The organism is Streptomyces sp. S186 (assembly GCF_051603415.1).
Taxonomy (GTDB): domain Bacteria; phylum Actinomycetota; class Actinomycetes; order Streptomycetales; family Streptomycetaceae; genus Streptomyces.
The window spans coordinates 98,096-117,844 of the sequence record NZ_CP193932.1 but is presented as its reverse complement, the minus strand read 5'-3'; the positions used below and the strand labels follow the sequence as shown (position 1 = coordinate 117,844).

Sequence of the window (19,749 nt, the reverse complement as noted above, 5' to 3'; positions counted from 1 at the left end):
CCAATCCGGTACCTTGCTCGCATGCCATCGCTGAATGTGACGTTCACCGACGACGAGATGCGGGAGGTCCGCGCAGCCGCCGCGGCCGAAGGCAAGTCCCTCAAGCAGTATCTTCACGACTTGCCGCTGCGCGAGAGGGACCGTCTGCAGTTCGTCCGCTACGCCGTCAGCTGGGGCGAGGACAATCGCGCGGAGTTCGACGACGCCTTCCCCGACGAGGTGCCGCCGGCCGCCCGTCGCGGCGGGGGTCGCACCGCCTGATGGCCTGGACACCCGACCGGGACACTGATTGATCGCGGTTCGTGAATAGTGCGTTCGTGGAGTGAATCTTGGTTGGCATGGTGCCTGGGGGTTGACTGTGGATCGGGCGGAGGAGCCGCCCGCAGCAGGCAACGAGCCAGGGGAGTACCTCATGAACACCATGAACAGCACCGAGCCCAGGGACGTCGTGCGGCGCTACTTCGACGCGCTGGCGGCCGGTGACCAGGACGTGATCCGGGAGTCCTGGGCCGCGGACGGCAGCTGCTGGTACGGCGGTGACCTGCCGATCTCCGGTACCTGGGAGGGCCGGGAGCAAGTGATCGACGGTTTTCTGGCGACCGCTTTCGCGCACCTGGACCCGGAGCGGGAGGTCGGTGTGCGGGTGACCAATGTCTTCGGGGAGGGCGAGCAGGTGCTCGTCGAGTGGGACTCCTGGGCGACCGGCAAGACAGGCAGGCCGTACCAGCAGAAGAACATCGGCGTCTTCACCGTTCGCGACGGGAGGATCGTCAACATGCGCGAGTACGCCGACACTCAGCACTGGGAGCGCGCGCTGGTGGCCGACCCGTCCTGATGCGGGCCGGGGGGCTGCGGTGTCCAGACCGCCCCTTCGTCGGGGGCCAGTACGGGTGAGCAGGTGCTGGCGGCGGCCGCTGGGGCGGTGGTGGTGAGGTGTCGCTCCCAGCGGCGGTCGGCGAGAAGCCGGCCGAGGTGGATCGCGCGGTCGGTGAGGTTGAGGGTGACCATGAGGGGCCGGCCGGGACCGGTTTGCGGAGGTGTGGAGCGGGTGTAGGCCAGTACTCCCGGGGGGCCGTCGAGGAATGCGAGGGTGCCGGCGCCGAGTGCCGGGTGGTTGCGGCGCAGGGTCAGCAGGGCGCGGGTGAGGGAGAGGAGGGAGCGGGGGTCGGCTTCCTGGGCTGCCACGGTGCCTCCGGGGGGAAGCGTCAGGGGAAGCCAGGGCTGTGTACCTGGTGTGGTGAATCCGGCGTTCGGGCCGCCGTGCCATGGCATGGGGGAGCGGGCGGGATCGCGGCTGAGGCCGGGGTTGCGCAGTCCCCAGGGGTCTCGGATGTCTGCGGGGGCGATGTCGGCGTCCGGCAGGCCGAGTTCGTCGCCGTTGTAGAGGAGGGCCGTCCCGGGCAGGGTGAGCAGCAGCATCATGGCGTTGGGGGCCTGTGCCGCGCCGACGCGTGAGGCGACCCGCGGGTCGTCGTGACTGCCCATGACCCAGGACGGCACCGCGCCGTGGGGGAGTGCGCCGAGGACGGCCTGGACGAGTTCCCGCACGGCCTGCGACTGCCAACGTGTCTGGAGCAGGCCGAAGTTGAGCGGGAGGTGTATTTCGTCGAGGTCGCGGCCGAAGTAGCGGCTCCAGGCGGTCCAGTCGTATTCGTGGATTTCTCCCAGGGCGATGCGTTCGCCCGGCGTATCGCCGTAGGAGTCGAGCAGTGCGCGGAAGTCGCGGTAGATTTCGTGGATATCGCGATGGCCCTGGTCGTTGAGGTGTCGCTGACTGTCGTAGGCGCCCATGGGGCGGTGGTGGGCCAGGGTTCCCGCGGCGGCGGGGGGATTGTCGCGGAGTTCGGGGTCCTTTGCCAGGAGCGGGGCGCAGTCCACGCGGAATCCGTCGACGCCGCGGTCGAGCCAGTAGCGCGCCACGTCGAACATGGCGTCCCGGACGGCCGGGTTTCGCCAATTGAGGTCGGGCATGGACGGCAGGAACGAGTGCAGGTAGTACTGGTCGCTTTCGGTGTCCCGGGTCCATGCGGGTTCGCCGAAGAGGGTGATCCAGTTGTTGGGCGGTCCGCCGTCCGGTGCCGGATCTCGCCAGGTGTACCAGTCGCGCCGGTGACTTCCCGGTCCCCTTCTCGATTCCTGGAACCAGGGGTGTTCACCGGCGGTGTGGTTGGGCACGTAGTCGATCAGTATGCGCAGGCCGTGGCCGTGCGCGGTGTCGATCAGCTCGTCGAAGTCCGCTGCATTCCCGAAGAGGGGGTCGACGGCGGTGTGATCCCGGATGTCGTAGCCGAAATCCTCCATGGGTGAGGAGAAGAAGGGCGAGAGCCATAGCGCGTCGATTCCGAGGGAGGCGAGATAGGGGATCCGGCGGCTGATGCCGCACAGGTCTCCGACGCCGTCCCCGTTGGTGTCGAGGAAACTCCGCGGATAGACGTGGTAGATCACGGCGTCGTGCCACCAGGAATGCCGGTTCATCGGCCGGTAATCCCAGCCGCGTTCAGAAGGAGCCGGTTTCGCAGCGGCGGACCCAATCGGTCGCTGCGACGGCGTATACCGGATCGGGACTGAGGGCGTCTTCGCGCCGGCAGGCTTCCACGTATTTGATGGCATGCGGGTCCTCGCTCCGCACGGCTCGTTCGGCGAGGGTGACGTAGTCCTGGACCGGCTCCTCGGGATGGTGTTCGCGCCGTCCGGTGCCATAGGCGCTGCGGATGGCCGCCGAGAACCGGACGGCGGCCGCGACGCTCGGCCAGTGCAGCTCGGCGGGCAGGCTCGGCAGGGCCAGGCGCACCGCCGCGGGTGTGGTGAGCGCGTGCACGAAGGCCATGGACGTCTTGTGCTCGTCGGTGAGATAGCTGCCGGCGGCGGCGCGGGTGAGCCTGCTCAGTGCCTGGTCGGCGTCGTCCTCGGGGAGCAGGGAGTCCACGGCCGGCGCGAAGTCCGGTTCGAGCCAGAGCGATTCGAGGCGGATCCGGAAGATCATGCCCATGCCCTGGTCGCTGCGGAGTTTCGGGACGGCCTCCCAGGTCTGGGCCAGGTCCCGTTCGCGGGGTGTCGACGGAGCCTCGGGGAGTTCCTGGTAGCGGGCGGCCCAATAGCCGAGCCCGTGGGCGAGTTCGTCGATACGCCACGGGGTGTGGGCCTCGGTCAGCATGCGGACCGCGTGCCCGGTGCGGATGACGCCGTGCCCGCCGCCGGCCGCGAAGCCCGGCAGCAGGCGCGGCCACCAGCGGGCCAGGACATCGGTCCAGGCGGCGCCGTCGAGTTCGCGTCGGAAGAATTCGGTCCAGTCGCCGAGGAGACGCATGTTGCCCAGGGCGGGGCGCCAGTTGTCGTGGGTGATCTCGTGAAAGTGCCCGTAGGTGTCGTCGTAGAGGAGTTTCCGGTAGGAGGACACCCACGCTCCGATCGCCGCGGTGTGCCCGAGTTTTCCCAGCGCCTCCGCAGCCATGGGGCCGTGGTTGCTGACGCCGGGGCCGAACTCGGGTCCGGAGCCGCTGAGGTACTGCAACGCGCCGTCCAGCTCGTCCACTGTGCCCCCTTAAGATCGCTTCCTCTCCATGGAAGGGTGAGGTGCGGCTGCCCCATGGGCAACATGGCCGATGGACATTGGCTGATTCCAGGGCGGCCGGAGTTCCGGTGGCCCTTGGCCCGTGGGCACCAACGGACGGATTTCAGCGGGGTGCGCGACGATCAGCCGCGCGGCGTATGCCGTAGGTCTATGCAGGCCGGACCGGTCTCCGCGACTGCCGGCCCGGTGCGATCTTGGCTCAATTCCGGGGGCGGCGCACACTGGTGACGATATGTGAAAACGAGACAGTTGCCTTTGCGGTGTTGACGTGGGAATTTCGCCAAAACTAAAGTCCTGCCTCGGCTCTCATGCCGCGCTCTCTCATCTCCGCACGGCTCAAAGAAGCTTGGCGGTTCGTTCGTTTTCCCTTCACTGACTATTCGGTCGGCGGACTTCATCCGCACCGCCAATGTGGCGTCATCGCTCCGTCCGGGTGCATACCCCTGTCCGTTTGTGCGGGCTGGCACGTGACGACAAGGAGAGTCCATGATCAAGCACACCTCACCGATCAGTGGGATCGATGCTCACGGCGATCTTGTAGTGACGGCCGGCTACGACAACCGGGTCATTCTCTGGAATGCGACGACACGCACCGCCATCACCGAGGCCCGCCACGACCATCTCGCCAACCAATGCCGGTTCTCCGCCTCCGGCCGTATCGTCGTGACGTCCAGCAGCGACTATTCCGCGCGTTTATGGTCCGTCCCCGACCTGCGTCTCATCACGGTCCTCACGGACCAGAAGGACGACGTGGAGATGACCGTGGTCTCCCCCGACGAAACCCGGGTGGCCACCGCCTCGCGCGACCACAACGCACGGATCTACGACCTGGACGGCCGGCTGATCCACCGCCTGGAAGGGCACCAGGCCGACGTCCTGTCCGTCGAATGGGTCCGGGACGGCACCGAGTTGGTGACCACCAGCGACGACGGCACGGTACGGCGCTGGGACGCGGTCAGCGGATCCCAACTGAGCGTCATCGACCTCGGGGAGGTCGAGACGGACACCGTCGCCGTCCTGGGCGTGGACCGCTTCGCGCTCGGCAACGACGAAGGGGAACTGATCCTGATCGACCCGTCGGGCACCAGGCGCCACCGTGTCCACGACGCCGGGATCAAACGCCTCGCCTACGACGCCGAGGGCGGCATCCTGCTCAGCTCCAGCTACGACCGCACGGTGCGGCTGTGGCGCCTGGACCAGGGCGCGGACCCCGTTCACCTCCTCACGAGCCAGGTGCCGGCCGATGTCTGGCTGCGTTCCTGCGCCAAACTGGACGCCACCCGCTGGGTCTTCGGGACGTTCGGCTCCGGTTACGCGGTCTTCGACCGGGAGACCGGTGACTGGGACCTGACCGCCGTGGAACCCACGCCCGGACTGAACGCGGTGGCGAGCACCCCGCTGGGGCGGTTCACGGTCGGCGACAGCGGCACCGTCCGGCGCGACGGCGAGACGGTCGCCGAACTCGGCAGCTGCTGCAACTTCGTCCTCCCCGTCGCGGGCACGGTCGTCAGCGGCGGCCAGCTCGGCGCCCTGTACGACGCGACCACCGGCACGATGCTGTACCAGCACCGCTCCCCGCTCAACTGCGCCGCCGTGCACGCGACTTCGGACGGCGAGACACTGGTCGTCGGCACCTACACCGGTGAGGCGCTGGTGCTGCGCGACGAGGCGGGGGCCGGGCTGAAGCTGGTCGGCGAGCACCACATCCAGGACAACGCCATCAAGGGCCTGGCCATCCAGGGCGAGGTGCTCTTCAGCGTGTGCGCCACGGGAGCCGCACGGTGGCACTCGCTGCCGGATCTCGCACTCGTCGCCGGCAACGACGAGGCACACGCGCGCATCGCCAACGGCGCGGCGGCACTACCGGACGGACGGTTCGTCAGCGTGAGCCGCGATCTGACCCTGCGGATCTGGACCGCGTCCGGGGAACGCCAGGCAGTGGTGCCGACTCCGCACCGCAACAGCATCAAGTGCGTCGCGGTCGACCCGCACACCAGCCTGATCGCGACCGGCGGCTACCACGGCCGGGTCGCCGTCTACGACCCCGCCTCAGGACAGTGGGTGCGCGACGAGCGGCCGACGACCGCCGGCATCTCGGCCCTGACCGCGGCCGGCGCGCCCGGGCGGTTCCTGGCCTCCTCCTACGACGGCCGCGTGTACGAGATCGCCGCGCCGGCCGCCGTGAACTCCCGCCGGAGCAGGTGAGCCACCCGATGACGCCCTCTGAGGAGACCGCGAAGGAGACCGTTGTGGCACGCCTCGCCAGTGCCCCCGTCCCGGTCGGCTCCACCCTCATGCAGCTGACGGTCTTCGGACACGTCGGGGCGGACGGCCGGGAGACCGAAGAAGTGGTCACCCTGCGAACCCTCGCCCCGCGGAGCGAATCCGCCGCCCCGCCGCTGGCACGGATCCACAGTGCCTGTTTCACCGGAGACGTCCTCGGCTCCGAGAAGTGTGACTGCGGTCCCCAGCTGTCCGCGGCCCTGAACGCCATCGTCCAGTCCTCCAACGGCGTTCTCGTCTACATGCTCCGCCAGGAAGGCCGGGGCATCGGCCTGGCGAACAAGATCCGTGCCTATGCGCTGCAGTCGGCCGGGCACGACACCATCAGCGCCAACCTCGCCCTCGGCTTCCCCGCGGAAGGCCGGAACTTCCGGACGGCCGCCGACTGCCTGCGGCATCTGGGCATCACCCGGGTCCGGCTGATGACGAACAACCCCGACAAGGTCGGACAGCTCACCGCCGAGGGGATCGTCGTCGAGGACCGCGTCCCGCTCGGAGGCTTCCGCACCCCCTTCAACGAGTCCTATCTCGAAGTCAAGGACCGGCTGATGGGCCACCTCGACGCACTGGGCACCACGCGTCCGCTCACCGGACTGCCGCTGGGCGTCGCGCCGCAGGGGGCACCGTGACGGCCGACGCGTCCGAGGACGCACCGACCTTCACCCAGGGGGAGCGGGCCGCGATGCGCCGCGCGGTCTCGCTGGCCCGGCGCGGGCTGGGCACCGTGGCACCGAACCCCGTCGTCGGGGCGGTGATCCTCGACCGGGAGGGCCGGCCGGCCGGCGACGGCTGGCATCGACAGGCCGGCGGTCCGCACGCCGAGATCCACGCGCTGCGCGCCGCAGGGCCACTGGCCGCGGGCGGCACCGCCGTGGTCACCCTGGAGCCCTGCAGCCGGCAGGGACGCACCGGCCCCTGCACCCGGGCCCTGCTCGACGCCGGGATCCGCCGGGTCGTCTACGCCGTCGCCGATCCCACCCTGGCGGGCCAGGGCGCGGCAGTGCTGCGCCGGGCCGGAGTCGAGGTCCGGTCCGGGCTGCTGGCCGAGCAGGCCGCGGAGGTCAACCATGCCTGGCTGGCCGCCGCGGTCACCAAGCGGCCGCACGTCACCCTGAAACTCGCGGCCACCCTCGACGGGCGGATCGCGGCACGCGACGGAAGCAGCCGATGGATCACCGGTCCCGCGGCCCGCCGGGACACCCATCTGCTGCGGGACCGGACCGACGCGATCGCCGTCGGCAGCACCACGGTCCTGGCCGACGATCCCCAGCTCACCGCCCGCGACACGGCCGGCCGCCCGCGGCCGCGGCAACCGGTCCGGGTGGTCTTCGACCGCCGGCTGCGCACCCCCGCCGACGCACGCCTCGCCTCCGACGGCGCCGCCCCCACCTGGATCCTCACCACACGCACCGCGGGGGAGGAGCGCCATGGCACGGCCGAGCTGATCACGGCCGATCCCGGGGAGCGCTTCCTCACCGCGTCCCTGCACGCGCTGTACGACAGGGGGATCCGGTCGCTCCTCGTCGAGGGCGGAGCCACACTGGCCGGTGCCCTGCTGGGCGAGGCGCTGGTGGACCGCATCATCTGGTACAGCGCCGCCCGACTCCTCGGACCGGACGGCGCGCCCGCCGTGCGCGGCCTCGACATCCCGACCTGCGCCGCAGCGCCGAACTTCCGCATCATCGCCGCCCGCCGGCTCGGCGACGACCTGCGCACCGTACTGGAACCGGAAACCGCCCGCGGCAAGTAGGAGCGACGTGACGTCCCACATCGCGCACACCAACCTGGTCGACGCCGACATCAACTCCCTCACCGACAGAGCGGCGATGGGGCTGCCCGAAGGCTATGTGGAACCCAGAGCGGAACGCCTGGCACACTTCGCACAGGTCGCCGGCGATCCGCCCGCCCGACTGGCCGACCTCGTCGAGGATCCGGCACTCCCGCTCGAACACCGCCTGGCGGCCGGCACCGCCCTCGCCCTCGCGGGCGACCCGCGGATCCACTGGGACGCCCCGGAGATGCTGCCGGTCCCCGCCGGCCGCGCGCTCCTGGGCACACCGGACAGCGAGGTCGACGCACTGCACGCCGACTCGGCGCAGTTCGGCGTGCAGCGGTCCTGGGTGGCGAAGGAATGCCCCCGCCACACGCTGCCGATCGCGGCCTTTAACATCGCCAAGTACCCGGTAACCAACGGGGAGTTCGCGGTCTTCCTCAAGAACACCGGCCACCCGGAGCTGCCGAGCAACTGGAACTACGGCCGCTTCGACCCCGCCGCCGCCAACCACCCCGTCTACACGGTCACGGCCGAAAGCGCCGACGCCTACGCGCACTGGCTCAGCCGCCGCACCGGCCGTCGCTTCCGGCTCCCCACCGAACAGGAATGGGAGTACGCCGCGGCCGGACCGGAAGGACTGCGCCACCCCTGGGGCGACACCTTCAGCGCACAGGCGGCCAACACCCTGGAGACCGGCCTGCTGATGACCAGCCCCGTCGGCGCCTTCCCCGAAGGCCGGTCGTGGTGCGGGGCCCTGGACATGGCCGGCAACGTCGAGGAGTACACCAGCAGCACCTACGGCCCCTACCCGGGCGGGGAAATCGTCCACGACGACCTGTACCGCAGACTGGGCGCCTACCGCATCGCCCGCGGCGGGGCCTTCAACCGCTTCCGCGACCTGGCCAGATGCCAGCGCCGGCACGGCCCCTACCCGCGCTCGCTGTACGCGATGGGCTTCCGGCTGGCCGAGGACACCCAGGCATCCGGAAAGGAGTGACGGGCGGTGCGCATCCTCCATGTCCACTGGACCGGACTGCCGGTCACCGGCGGCGTCGAAACCCATCTGCACGCCGTTGTCCGCCAGCTCGGCGCCCTGACCCGCGAGGTCCGGGCCGTGACCGGCACCCGCCGGTCACCCGGCTGCGACTACGACCCCGCCCTCGACATCGCCGAGCCCTTCGCCCCCGACCGCGCCGCCGCACTCGCCGAACGGTGCCTGGAAGCGGACCTCGTGCACTGGCACAACCCCCAGTGGCACAAACCCGAGGTCGTGACCGCCGTCGTGGCACGGCTGCGGGAGCGCCGATGGCGCGGTCGCCTCGTCCTGGACCTGCACAACATCGACGAACAGCCGGAACAGTGGGAGTTCCTCGCCACACTCCCCGGGCCGGTCATCACCCACTCAGCCTTCGTCGCCGACGAGGTCCGCAACCGGCTGCCCGACGCCGACGTCACCACCCTCGCGCTCGCCCTGCCCCTGGAGGAAGAACCGTTCCGGCTCCCCGGCGAAGGACACCCGACCGTACTGCAACCCAGCCGCATGACCCGCTGGAAGGGCTCCCACCTGAGCCTGGAGGCGTCGATGACCCTGCTGGACGAGGGCTCCGAGCTGCACTTCGTCCACGCCGGAACCCAACACCTCGTCTGGCCCCCGGGCATCCCCCGTGCCCTCCTCGAACGGGCCGAAGTCTGGCAGGAGAAGGGACGCGTGCACTTCACCCACTACCGTCCCCCGCAGAGCTGGGCCGCGATCCGCGCCAGCGACCTCGTCATCCACCCCACCATCGACCGGGGCGCACACGGAGAGCCCTTCTCGCTGTCCGTCGCCCAGGCCGTCATCTGCGGACGGCGCATCCTCGCCAGCGACTCCGGCAACCTGCCGCTGCTGTTGGCCGACTACTCGGCCGCCACGCTCGTCCCCGCCGGCGACGTCCAGGCACTGACCGGCGCACTCAGGGACGCCCTACACCGGCCCCCGGTCGTCCCGACGCCCGGCGACCGCGCACTGGCACAACGCCTCCGCGACGACTTCGCCACCGCCGGCCACCGCCACCTCGCCTACTACCGCACCCTCACCGACAAGGCGTGACGAAGCCCCCGCGCCCCCGCGACACCGGTACCCACCCGCCACAGTCTCCCGACCGCACACCTGGAGCCCCCATGCCCACCCCCATCATCCTGGACTGCGACCCCGGCCACGACGACGCGATGGCCATCCTGCTCGCCGTCGGCGACCCCCGCGTCGAGCTGAAGGCCGTCACCACCAGCGCCGGCAACCAGACCGTCGAGAAGACGGCCCTGAACGCACGACGCATGTGCTCCCTGGCCAAGGCATTCGACGTGCCGGTCGCCGCCGGATACCCCAAGCCGCTCACCGGCAAGCTGCTGATCGGCGACGACGTCCACGGCGAAACCGGCCTGGACGGCTGGGACTTCCCCGAACCGGAGGTGCCGCTGCGCTCCGCACACGCCGTGGACCTGATCCACCACCTGCTCTCCGACAGCCCCGAACCCCTCACCCTCGTCGTCACCGGACCCCAGACCAACATCGCCGGACTCCTCGCCCGCCACCCGCAGGACAAGGAAAAGATCAGGGAAATCGTGTGCATGGGAGGCGCCACCCACCGCGGCAACACCCAGCCCTACGCGGAGTACAACATCCTCGTCGACCCCGAGGCCGCCCACGAAGTGCTCGCCAGCGGCGTCCCCCTGACGTACTGCGGCCTCAACGTCACACACCAGGCACCCGTCACCCGCGACGTGCTTCAGCGGATCACTGACGTGGGCACCCACATCAGCAAGGCGTCCGCGGCCCTCCTCGGGTTCCGTTCCAGCACCTACGACCAGATCTGGGACCTGCCCGACGCGCCCCTGCACGACCCCGTCGCCGTCGCCCGCGTCCTCGACCCGACCCTCGTGGAATGCGTCGAAGCCCCCGTCTCCATCGAACTCCACGGTGAGTTCACCCGCGGCGCCACCGTGATCGACCTCTACGGTGTCACCGGAAGGACCCCCAACGCCCGGGTGGCGACGCGCCTGGACACCGAACGGTTCTGGGACGTGTTCATGACGGCGCTCACCGCCCTGGGCTGACCCGCCGACCTACGGAGGCTGACCGACCGTGCCTGTTTCCCCCGCTCCGACGCCCGGTGCCCGCTTACTGACGGCACTGGCCGGGGCACAACTCCTGGTGGCGCTCGACTTCTCCATCATCTACGTCGCGCTGCCCGGCATCGGGACGGGCCTCCACTTCTCCGCCGTCGCCCTCCAGTGGATCGTGAGCGCCTACGCCATCTTCTTCGCCGGATTCCTGCTGCTCGGCGGGCAGTTGGCGGACGTCTTCGGCGCCGGCCGGATCTACCTCACCGCCCAACTGCTCTTCGCCGTCTCCTCGACCGGTGCCGCACTCTCGACCTCCGCCGCGGTGCTGATCGCGGCACGCGTCGGCCAGGGCGTGGCCGCGGCCCTGCTGGTACCCGCGACACTGGGGCTGCTCAGCTCCGCCTACCCGGCAGGGCCGCGGCGCGACCGGGCGGTGAGCGTCTGGGGCACCACGGGCGCCGTCGGCCTCGCCCTCGGCGTCACGGCCGGCGGCGCCCTCCTCGCGGTCGCCTCCTGGCAGTGGATCTTCTGGCTCAACCTCCCCATCGTGGCGATCTGCCTGCTCACCGCAGGGAACGCACTCCGTTCCCGCGCGGCCGGAGCACGCACCCCCGTCGCCACCGCCGCCACCCTCTCCGCCTGCGCCACGGTCGTCGCCCTCGTCCTCGCCTGCACCGAACTCTCCCGCATCCACCCCGCCCTCCCCGTCGTCGCCACCGCGCTGGCCGTCGCGGTCCTGGCCGGCGGCCTCCTCGCCCTCAGCCAGACCAGGCGCCGGCCGCTCGTCCCCCGGCCCCTGCTGCGCGTACGGACCCTCCAAGTCGCCTGCCTGGTCGCCGCGTTGTACATGGCCAGCTTCGGCGCCGAGTTCTACCTCGTCACCCTCTACCTCCAGGAAGTCCGCGCCTACCCCGCGCTCGCCGCCGGTCTGGCCTTCCTCCCCCTGGCCGGCGCCATCACCGTCGGGAACACGGTGGCCGGCCGGCTCGCCGGCCGGATCCCGCTGCGGCGGCTGCTGTCCACGGCCTTCCTCACCGGCGCGGCCGGCCTGCTGGCACTCGCCCCGGCCGTCGGATTCGACGCCGGATACCTGCCCGGCATACTGCCTGGCCTGCTGCTCAGCGGCTTCGGCCAGGGCATGGCGTTCACCGGCCTGTTCATCACCGGGACCCGCGACCTCCCGCAGGCGAGCAACGCGACCGGGAGCGCCCTGGTGACCACGGCGCAGTACATCGGCGGCTCCCTCGGCCTGGCACTGCTGGTCCTGCTCCACGGGGAGCACCCGACGGCCCCGGACTTCGTCCTGACGTTCTGCGTCACCGCGGTCATCGCCACGGCGGCCGCGCTGTCGGCGCTGTCCCTCCTCATCCGCACCGGGCGGGCCCCCGCCCCGATCTCCCGATCAGACCAGACTCCAGAGCCCAGGACCGGAGGCCGCCGATGACCGCTGCCCGCCTACTCGACCGAACAGAGCTCCGCCCGCAGGCCCGGCGCATGGTGGACGACTTCGAGAAACACCACGACACCTGCTTCAGCCACCTGGTCCACTTCGACCCCCACCTGCTGGAGTCGCTGCACGTCCCGGGCACGCTGCCGGACACCGTACGCATCGCCTCCACCGGCCGTCCCGGAGTGATCGAGCGGATGGCCGCCGTCACCGCGGTCGCCAACCTCCCGCAACAGCGCGACGCCGACCGCAGCCGCTATCTCCGGGCGCTGCTCGACATCTACGGAATGCTTCCCGTCCAGGCACAGCACAGCGCATCCGCCCCCGGAACGACCGTCCTCGCACCCGAACGCGAGGGCCGCATACTTGCCGAGCGCCTCGGCGTCCTTCCCCACAGGCGGGGCTGGACACCGCACGCCAAACGCATGCCGGTGGACGGCGGGCTGCTCGTCGGCGTCGATGCCTGGCTGCCCTCGCCGACGGACCGACTGGTCATCGTCGACGGCGTGGTGGCCAGCGGCGTCACCCTCATGGCGATGCTCCAGCTGACCCTCGCACCCGGAGCCCACGCCGAGATCTTCACCTGCCACGCCACCCGACAGGGCGCACTCGCTCTGGCCAGGTACGCCGAACAACTGGAGGTCACCCTCACCCTCCACGTCGGCCACGTCTCGGGGACACTGAACGGAAAGTTCTACGCCGTCCAGCCCGACGACCCCGACCAGGTGCTGCTCGGCGACGTCGGAGACACCATCAGCCCCCTCACCCCCGCCTTCCCGCCCCGCGGACCGCGACGTGACCACGCCTGAACAGCCAGGACTGCGCCCCGAACTGCCCCCGCTCGCCCCCGAGTTCGCTGCCGGAGCCGTCGACCGGTACTTCTCCCTGAGCGCGCGGGGCTCGACCTGGCGCCGCGAGATCGTCGCCGGCATATCGACCTTCCTGGCACTCTCCTACATCGTCGTCGTCAACCCGGCCGTCCTCGGTCAGGCAGGCATTCCGCACGCCGCCGCCTTCTTCGCCACGGCGGCCGTCGGCGGCCTCGCCACCACGACCATGGGCCTGTGGGCCAGGCTCCCCTTCGCGGTGGCACCCGGCATGGAGATGAACGCGATGATCGCCTTCTCCGTGGTCGGCACCCTCGCCTACACCTGGCCCCAGGCACTGGGCATGGTGTTCTGGTCCGGCATCGCCATGCTCGCGGTATCCCTGCTACGGCTGCGCGAAGCCGTGATCAACGCCATTCCGCCACCGATGCGTTCGGCACTCGCCGCCGCGGTCGGCACCTTCATCGGCCTCATCGGCCTGCAGATCTCCCACCTCGTCACCACCTCCCACGGCCGACTCTCCGGACTGGGCGACTGGACGGCGCCACCGGCCATCGCCCTCTACCTCGGCCTCGCCACCGCCCTGGTCCTGGACGCCCTGGGCGCACGCGCCGCAGCCGTCCTCGGCGGCATCACAGCCGCCGCCGTCTACTGCGCCTTCGCCGGCATCCGCGCCCAGGCACTCCACGAGAGCATCCACGGCAGCGGGGCCGCACTGCTCCGCTTCGACCTCACCGTGATCGCCGACCCCAGGGCCTGGAGCGTGGTCCTGGTGCTGTTCGCCCTCGACTTCTTCGGCAGCATCGCGAAAGTCGTCGGCCTGTCCGCGCACACCCCCTTGCAGGACGGCAGCGGAAAGGTGCCCGGTATGCGCCAGGCACTGCTCGTCGACGCCGGCGCCACCGTCGCCGGATCCGCAGCCGGATCTACCAGCTTCGTCGCCTTCGTGGAGAGCGCGGTCGGTATCCGCGCCGGCGCCCGCACCGGGATCGCGGCCCTCGTCACCGGACTGCTCCTGCTTTCCTGCCTGTTCCTCAGCCCGCTGCTCGCCCACCTCCCCGTCGAGGCCACCACCGGCGCGCTGGTCTTCGTCGCGGTCAGAATGCTCACCGCACCCCACCCGGACCGAGCGGACCGGCCAGTCCGATCGGGCCGCGCGGACCGCCTGGGCCCGGCCGTCACGGCGACCGCCGTCGGTGTCACCCTCGCCACCCTCGCGATCGACCAGGCCATGGCCGCCGCCTTCCTCGTGACCACGGCCGCGAGCGTCCTCAGCCGCCGCCCACCCCACCCCGCCCTCTGGGTGACGACAACGGTCCTCACCGCAAGCGTCCTCCTCCAGTACCTCAACCACTGAACAGTGCACGCCCGACCCGCCAAGGAGCTCCCCGTGCCCAACGACGACACCGCCCGGCTCGCCGCGTCCGTCACCCAGCCCGACGGCACCCCCGAACGCCTGCGCCGTCAGATCGAGTTCATCATCGAAGTGGACCGGCTCAAGGACGTCTTCCGCCAGAGCCCCCTCCTCGCCGCCAACCGCAAGGAGAACGACGCCGAGCACTCCTGGCACCTCGCCCTGATGACCCTCGTACTCGCCGAATACGCGGACGAGTCCATCGACACCGGCAAGGTCCTCGCCCTCGTCGTCCTCCACGACCTGGTGGAGATCTACGCCGGAGACACCTTCCTGTACGACACCGCGGCCGCCGCCGACCAGGCCGAACGCGAACGAGCCGCGGCGGACAAGCTCTTCGCCCTCCTGCCCCCCGACCAACAGACCCACTTCCGCTCCCTCTGGGACGAGTTCGAAGAACGCCGCACACCCGAAGCCCGCTTCGCCAAGGCCATGGACCGCCTCCAGCCCCTGCTCCTCAATTACGGCAATCGCGGCGGCACTTGGCGCACGCCCGGAGTGACGGAGCAGGACGTCCTCACCCGCAAGTCCGTGATCAAGGACGCCTCCGCGGACCTCTGGCACTACGCACAGGCACTGATCCGCACTGGAGCCGACAACGGCTGGGTCCCGCGCGCCGACCCCACCACCTGACGAGAGCCGGGCCGGGCCCCGGTCACCGGGAGGTGGCTCCGGAACGGGGAACGGTCACCTTCATGACGCGGCCGGAGGCTTCGGAGACGAACAGGGCGTGCTGCGCGGAGTGTTCGCCGAAGCCACGGGCGACCCGCACGCTGGTGGGCATGCGCAGGCCGCCGACGAAAGTGCACGAGCGGCCGGTGGCCGGATCCACCTGGATGAGTTCGCCATCGCGGAAAGACGCCACGAGAAGCCTGCCGTCGTAGGAGGTGAGGTCGTCCAGGAGCTTGGTCCCGAGAAGGTTCGAGCTGAGGTCGGCGACCGTGACGTGGTGTGCCGGGGCGTCGAGGGGGACGCGTACGACCGGGGATGTGGCGCTGACGAGGACGCTCGCGTACAGCTGGTCGCCGACGAGCGCCAGGCCGTTGGCGCCGAAGACGTCCGCGGCCCGGGTCCACCGCTCGTCCTTGGTTCCGTTCGGGCGGATCTTGAGGATGCCGGTGGCCAGTTCACGGCTGACGTAGAAGTTGCCGGCGTGGTCGATGGCCAGCCCGTTGATGCCGGACAGCCCGCTCACGACCGTCCTGGGCCTGGGCGTGGCGGCGGCCGGATCGAAACGCATGATGCCGCCGCCGGAGGCCCACGACGTCAACGGATTCAGGCCGAAGTTGACATACATCATCCCGTCGGGACCGCGCCGGATTCCGCCGGGGCCGTTCACCGGGAAGCTCGTACGGAGCCTTCCGCTGGGCTCGTATCCCTCGACCCTGTGCTGCATGACGTGCGAGACCCACAGCGTGCCGTGCCCATCGAACTCCAGGTTCTCGCGCCAGTCGAGCAGCGGGAGACCACCCTTGTGGAACACCTCCACGCGCGGCTGCCGGCCCGCACACCTTGCCCGGGGCGATGCGGCGGTGGCGGATGACCGGGCCGCCTTCACCACACCCGGTGCGGCGGCCGGCGCTTGGGACGCGGCAGCCGGGTGCGGCGTGGTGGCGAGTGCCAGGGCGGAGACCAGACCTGCTGTACCGGCAATCCGGCGCAGGACCCTCCCCACCCGTGACCGCGGTGCCGCGCCGTGGCGACGACCTGAGACGTTCCGGGACGAAGCCCGGTGCGGTAAGCCGTGGGGGTGGGTCACTGGTTTCCCTTCCGACGTTGTCGCCGGCCCTCGCCTCAGGACCGGTCCTGCGCGCGGGCGATGAGAAGAGCGACATCGTCATGGTTGTCGGGGTGGCGCAGCGCTCGTAGGAGATGGTCGCACGTGTCTTCGATGGAGCGCTGGGGATCGTCGAACAGGCTGAGGAGTTTCTTCAGCCGGTCGTCGAGGTGCTGGTGCCGGGTTTCGACCAGACCGTCGGTGTAGAGGACCAGTTGGTCCCCGGGGGCGAGGTCGAAGGTGGTGGTGCGGAAGGTGACGCCACCCACCCCCAACGGCGCGCCGGTCGGCACCTCAAGCAGCTCCGGATCCCGGCCGGCGCGTACGCGGACGGGCGGCAGGTGCCCGGCGTTGGCGATCTGGCACCGCCGGCGGTGCGGATCGTAGATGACGAACAGACACGTGGCGATGTAGTGGACGAGACGGGCAGTGATCTTGTCGAGCTGTTCGAGCAACCGGTCGGGGGCCAGCTCCAGTTCCGCCAGGGTACTGGTCGCGGTGCGCAGCCGGCCCATGGTCGCGGCGGCGGCTATGCCGCTGCCCATCACATCGCCGACCACGAGTGCGGTCTTGTCGCCGTCCAGCGGAATGACGTCGAACCAGTCACCGCCGACCTCGCTGGCGGCTCCGGCCGGCTGGTAGCGGGAGGCGACCGCCAAGCCCGCGGCGTGCGGCGGGTGTTCGGGCAGCAGGCTGCGCTGGAGGGTGACCGCGGTGTTGCGTGCGTTCTGGTACCAGCGGGCGTTGTCGATCTGCACGGCCGCCCGCGCTGCCAGCTCGCGCGCCAGGACGACGTCGTCCGGGGTGAACGGCAGCGGATTACGGGTGCGTTTGAGATCCAGTGCGCCGAGCACCTCTCCGCGGGCGGTGAGTGGTACCGCGAGATAGGAGTGCAGCCCCGCCCGAGAAAGGAGCGCGGCCTCCTGGTCGTTGCGGGCGATACGGCCCAGGTCCTGCTCCTCCACGTGGCGCACCAGGACGGGGCGGCCGGTGTGCACGCACTGGGCGACGAGGCGATCGGCGGCGTACCGGGCGATGTGTCCGGGCGGATCGGCGGCACGAAGCTCCTCCGTGGGGTGGTCGATCTTGACGGCGAGGGCCCGGATGACGATCGGGCCGGCGGGCGACACCTGGGCACGATCCCCTTGCAGGACGTCGTCGAGCAGGTCCACGGCGGCGATGTCGGCCAGGTCGGGCACGGCGACGTCGGCCAGTTCGCGGGCGGTCCGGTCCAGCTGCAGGGTGGTGCCGATGCGGGCGGAGGCGTCGACGAGGAGGGAGAGCCGGCGGCGGGCGCGGTCGGCCTCGATCTCCGCGAAGTACCGCTCGGTGACGTCCATCACGGAGATGACCACGCCCAGGACCGTTCCGGCGGCATCCTCCAGCCGGTGATAGGAGACCGACCAGGCGTGATCCTCGTCCGGAGCCGCCGGAGTGCGGCCGACGGCGGGCTGGTCGATCAGCGGGGTCCCGGTGTCCAGGACCTGGCGCGCCGCGGACTCGATGACGTCGGCGTCCAGGAACGGCAGGACCTCGCGGACCGTATGGCCGAGGTGTGCCTGGGCGGGGATGCCGTTGATCCGCTCCAGGGCCGGGTTGACCGCGACATACCGCAGATCGGTGTCCATGACCGCCAGGCCGTAGGGCGACTGCGAGACCATCTGCACCGACAGTGCCCGGTCCCGCTCCACCCTCCGCACGGTCGCCCGGTCACTCGCGATGCCCAGCGCGTAGAGATCCCCACGGTCGTCCAGGAGGCGCATGTTGCGGAATTCCACCACCCGCGTGCTGCCGTCCTTGTGCCGGACCGGAAAGGCCCCGGCCCACCCCTGACCGGTCGACATGACCTGGTCGAACAGCTTGATCACCGTGCCGAAATCCCGCTCGTGGACCATGAGCCGCGCCGCGTACTGGCCCAGCGCCTCCTGCGCGGTGTAGCCGAACAGCTCCTCGGCCTGCGGGCTCCACAGCACGATGCGCCCCTCGGCGTCCAGAAGGACCGCCGCCACGCCCAGCACGTCCAGCAGCCCACTGGGCTCGAACGGCCCGGAGGCCGACGCGCCGCCATCCGCCCACAAGGATCCGGCAGTGCTCATCCCAGGCCCGCCTCCGCCGTCCGCTACGAACTGTCCACTCGCCTCGTACCGCTCCGGTCGGCCGCATTCCCCGTCCGCGGTCTTGGCTGACTCCATCGTCGCCCCGGACCGGCCGGTAGCCCAGTCCTTGCATGCCGGTCCACGCGCGACAGGCATAACGCCGAGCAAGTGAAACGTCACGCAAAGTGGCCGCACGCCACGGCCCCCGCGCTGACGAGGACTTGGGCGCCGTGGCGGCGGGAGGGGTGGCCTTCGTGGCCGGGGAGTCAGCAGCCGGCCGGTGTCATGGCGTCAGCCGGGGAGGAACTGCTGGCCCGCGTCGTAGATGAGCACACGGCGTTCGGGCCACAGCCGTGCCTCCGGACTGGGCAGGTGCGGGCGCAGCGTGCCGTCGTGCATCAGGTGCAGCACCTTGACCTGGCGGGCGAGCACCAGGAAGTCGGCGATCATTTTCCGGTGGCAGCGCCACCACACGGTTTCCGCGCACATCACCGCGGTGCGCTCCGCGGCGGCGTCGGCGAGCAGGTCGTCGACTGCGGTGAGGAACTCCGCGGAGCGCATGTGCGCGGCGTACCCGGCGAAGGCCCGGTTGCGCAGTGCGGTATCGGGCGTGTCCGGCCGTGCCGCCCGCCGGCCGCCGAGCCGCTGCTCCCAGCGGTAGGCGATGCCGCCTCGCGGCAGCCACCGCTCCATGGCGTGGCGCCCGGCGTCGGGATTGTGCCGACTGCCGGGCGCCCTGCGCACATCGACCAAGCGGCGCACCTCGGCGCCCTGCAACAACCGCGTCATCTCTGCGGCGTCGGCAGTGCCATGCCCGAAGGTCAACAGGAGCATGGCGGCGCCGGGCCCAGAGGGGAGTGCCGACGCGGTGCCGTCGGCATCGCCAGGCCGGGCTTCGGGTTCGAACTGCGTCATGGACGCAGACTCGGCCGACTTACTTCTCGTCGTGGTCGGACTTGCCGGCTCCGAAGGAGTCGTTGCAGCCCATGTCCGAGCCCATCGTGGTGGACTGGGCGCCGGGGGAGCCCTCGCCGCCGAGCGCGGAGCCCAGCAAGCCGTTGACAATCCCGACTTCACCGAGGACATCGACGTTCAAGTCGTGCGACCGGCACTGGTTTCCCATGCTGACGCCGGATTGACTCTCGCCATGTCCGCCCGCGTAGGCGGTGCCGGCGCCGAAGGCGCCAAGAGTGCCGAGGGTGGCGAGCACGACGGCGGCCTTGTGAAGCTTGCGCATTTCTTCTCCGTAGATTGAGGCGGATGCGATCGACGATTGGTCGACTCCCTGCGCTGCGAAAGATTAGTGGGTCTATCGTTTAACCATGGTGTGACTCGCCGGATTCCGTGATTGTCGGGAAAATGCCCGCCGATGCACCTGCTGAATCGTTTAATATTATCGATCCGATTTATGGCGGGCTGGGCTTCCCGGGATTTGAACTCACGGCTTTCTGCGGGTCG

At 70.5% G+C, this 19,749-nt stretch carries 18 protein-coding genes; 12 read left to right on the top strand and 6 right to left on the bottom strand.

All coding sequences use genetic code 11. The annotated features are described in order from the left end of the window. Positions 1–21 precede the first annotated feature (21 nt). Positions 22–261, top strand: coding sequence for a hypothetical protein (locus tag ACRAS8_RS00525; RefSeq protein WP_438483724.1), 240 nt, complete (start codon positions 22–24; stop codon positions 259–261). A 151-nt stretch (positions 262–412) separates the two neighbouring features. Then, positions 413–835: a nuclear transport factor 2 family protein gene (locus ACRAS8_RS00520; RefSeq protein ID WP_438483723.1), complete on the top strand. Its 423-nt coding sequence runs from the start codon at positions 413–415 to the stop codon at positions 833–835. Here the strand turns inward: ACRAS8_RS00520 and ACRAS8_RS00515 are convergent. Together ACRAS8_RS00515 and ACRAS8_RS00510 are read right to left on the bottom strand one after the other, a co-directional pair. Further along, complete coding sequence (locus ACRAS8_RS00515; RefSeq protein ID WP_438483722.1) at positions 796–2,475, bottom strand: alpha-amylase family glycosyl hydrolase; 1,680 nt, start codon at positions 2,473–2,475, stop codon at positions 796–798. The genes ACRAS8_RS00520 and ACRAS8_RS00515 overlap by 40 nt on opposite strands. 22 nt (positions 2,476–2,497) lie before the next feature. Beyond that, positions 2,498–3,532 carry a questin oxidase family protein gene (locus ACRAS8_RS00510; RefSeq protein WP_438483721.1) on the bottom strand — a complete coding sequence of 345 codons (1,035 nt, stop codon included), beginning with the start codon at positions 3,530–3,532 and terminating at the stop codon, positions 2,498–2,500. 525 nt (positions 3,533–4,057) lie between these two features. Between ACRAS8_RS00510 and ACRAS8_RS00505 the strand changes: the two genes are divergently transcribed. From ACRAS8_RS00505 to ACRAS8_RS00460, 10 genes are all read left to right on the top strand, one after another. Then, the gene (locus ACRAS8_RS00505) at positions 4,058–5,776 is read left to right on the top strand and encodes a WD40 repeat domain-containing protein (RefSeq protein ID WP_438483720.1); all 1,719 of its coding nucleotides are present in this window, start codon (positions 4,058–4,060) and stop codon (positions 5,774–5,776) included. Positions 5,777–5,784: 8 nt separating this feature from the next. Further along, on the top strand, positions 5,785–6,483 hold the full coding sequence (gene ribA, locus ACRAS8_RS00500) for a GTP cyclohydrolase II RibA (RefSeq protein ID WP_438483719.1): 699 nt from the start codon (positions 5,785–5,787) through the stop codon (positions 6,481–6,483). Next, the gene (gene ribD / locus ACRAS8_RS00495) at positions 6,480–7,604 is read left to right on the top strand and encodes a bifunctional diaminohydroxyphosphoribosylaminopyrimidine deaminase/5-amino-6-(5-phosphoribosylamino)uracil reductase RibD (protein ID WP_438483718.1); all 1,125 of its coding nucleotides are present in this window, start codon (positions 6,480–6,482) and stop codon (positions 7,602–7,604) included. The genes ribA and ribD overlap by 4 nt, the downstream gene beginning before the upstream one ends. Positions 7,605–7,611: 7 nt before the next feature. Beyond that, positions 7,612–8,625 carry a formylglycine-generating enzyme family protein gene (locus tag ACRAS8_RS00490; RefSeq protein ID WP_438483717.1) on the top strand — a complete coding sequence of 338 codons (1,014 nt, stop codon included), beginning with the start codon at positions 7,612–7,614 and terminating at the stop codon, positions 8,623–8,625. A gap of 6 nt (positions 8,626–8,631) precedes the next feature. Continuing rightward, a complete protein-coding gene (locus tag ACRAS8_RS00485) occupies positions 8,632–9,717 on the top strand; it encodes a glycosyltransferase family 4 protein (RefSeq protein ID WP_438483716.1) in 1,086 nt (361 codons plus the stop codon). 71 nt (positions 9,718–9,788) lie between these two features. Beyond that, on the top strand, positions 9,789–10,721 hold the full coding sequence (locus ACRAS8_RS00480; RefSeq protein WP_438483715.1) for a nucleoside hydrolase: 933 nt from the start codon (positions 9,789–9,791) through the stop codon (positions 10,719–10,721). Positions 10,722–10,749: 28 nt separating this feature from the next. Then, a complete protein-coding gene (locus tag ACRAS8_RS00475; RefSeq protein WP_438483714.1) occupies positions 10,750–12,174 on the top strand; it encodes an MFS transporter in 1,425 nt (474 codons plus the stop codon). Beyond that, complete coding sequence (locus ACRAS8_RS00470; RefSeq protein WP_438483712.1) at positions 12,171–12,986, top strand: hypothetical protein; 816 nt, start codon at positions 12,171–12,173, stop codon at positions 12,984–12,986. The genes ACRAS8_RS00475 and ACRAS8_RS00470 overlap by 4 nt, the downstream gene beginning before the upstream one ends. After that, on the top strand, positions 12,973–14,361 hold the full coding sequence (locus ACRAS8_RS00465; RefSeq protein ID WP_438483710.1) for a solute carrier family 23 protein: 1,389 nt from the start codon (positions 12,973–12,975) through the stop codon (positions 14,359–14,361). The genes ACRAS8_RS00470 and ACRAS8_RS00465 overlap by 14 nt, the downstream gene beginning before the upstream one ends. A 33-nt stretch (positions 14,362–14,394) precedes the next feature. Further along, positions 14,395–15,051 (top strand): HD domain-containing protein, encoded by a 657-nt coding sequence (locus ACRAS8_RS00460; protein ID WP_438483708.1) that lies wholly within the window; start codon positions 14,395–14,397, stop codon positions 15,049–15,051. Positions 15,052–15,073: 22 nt separating this feature from the next. On the opposite strand, the gene ACRAS8_RS00455 is transcribed toward ACRAS8_RS00460, so the two are convergent. The 4 genes from ACRAS8_RS00455 to ACRAS8_RS00440 form a co-directional block, all read right to left on the bottom strand. Continuing rightward, positions 15,074–15,907, bottom strand: coding sequence for an SMP-30/gluconolactonase/LRE family protein (locus tag ACRAS8_RS00455; RefSeq protein ID WP_438483706.1), 834 nt, complete (start codon positions 15,905–15,907; stop codon positions 15,074–15,076). Positions 15,908–16,212: 305 nt separating this feature from the next. Continuing rightward, positions 16,213–18,291: a SpoIIE family protein phosphatase gene (locus tag ACRAS8_RS00450; protein ID WP_438483705.1), complete on the bottom strand. Its 2,079-nt coding sequence runs from the start codon at positions 18,289–18,291 to the stop codon at positions 16,213–16,215. A 291-nt stretch (positions 18,292–18,582) separates the two neighbouring features. Beyond that, on the bottom strand, positions 18,583–19,206 hold the full coding sequence (locus tag ACRAS8_RS00445; protein ID WP_438483703.1) for a DUF488 domain-containing protein: 624 nt from the start codon (positions 19,204–19,206) through the stop codon (positions 18,583–18,585). Positions 19,207–19,225: 19 nt separating this feature from the next. Further along, positions 19,226–19,528 carry a hypothetical protein gene (locus ACRAS8_RS00440; protein WP_438483701.1) on the bottom strand — a complete coding sequence of 101 codons (303 nt, stop codon included), beginning with the start codon at positions 19,526–19,528 and terminating at the stop codon, positions 19,226–19,228. Positions 19,529–19,749: the final 221 nt, after the last annotated feature.

What these genes read in the sequence shown, in the direction of transcription:
- ACRAS8_RS00525 (WP_438483724.1), top strand. Translation starts at nt 22, where the DNA reads ATGCCATCGCTGAATGTGACGTTCACCGACGACGAGATGCGGGAGGTC.
- ACRAS8_RS00520 (WP_438483723.1), top strand. Translation starts at nt 413, where the DNA reads ATGAACACCATGAACAGCACCGAGCCCAGGGACGTCGTGCGGCGCTAC.
- ACRAS8_RS00515 (WP_438483722.1), bottom strand. Translation starts at nt 2,475, where the DNA reads ATGAACCGGCATTCCTGGTGGCACGACGCCGTGATCTACCACGTCTAT.
- ACRAS8_RS00505 (WP_438483720.1), top strand. Translation starts at nt 4,058, where the DNA reads ATGATCAAGCACACCTCACCGATCAGTGGGATCGATGCTCACGGCGAT.
- ribA (WP_438483719.1), top strand. Translation starts at nt 5,785, where the DNA reads ATGACGCCCTCTGAGGAGACCGCGAAGGAGACCGTTGTGGCACGCCTC.
- ACRAS8_RS00480 (WP_438483715.1), top strand. Translation starts at nt 9,789, where the DNA reads ATGCCCACCCCCATCATCCTGGACTGCGACCCCGGCCACGACGACGCG.
- ACRAS8_RS00470 (WP_438483712.1), top strand. Translation starts at nt 12,171, where the DNA reads ATGACCGCTGCCCGCCTACTCGACCGAACAGAGCTCCGCCCGCAGGCC.
- ACRAS8_RS00450 (WP_438483705.1), bottom strand. Translation starts at nt 18,291, where the DNA reads ATGAGCACTGCCGGATCCTTGTGGGCGGATGGCGGCGCGTCGGCCTCC.
- ACRAS8_RS00445 (WP_438483703.1), bottom strand. Translation starts at nt 19,206, where the DNA reads ATGACGCAGTTCGAACCCGAAGCCCGGCCTGGCGATGCCGACGGCACC.
- ACRAS8_RS00440 (WP_438483701.1), bottom strand. Translation starts at nt 19,528, where the DNA reads ATGCGCAAGCTTCACAAGGCCGCCGTCGTGCTCGCCACCCTCGGCACT.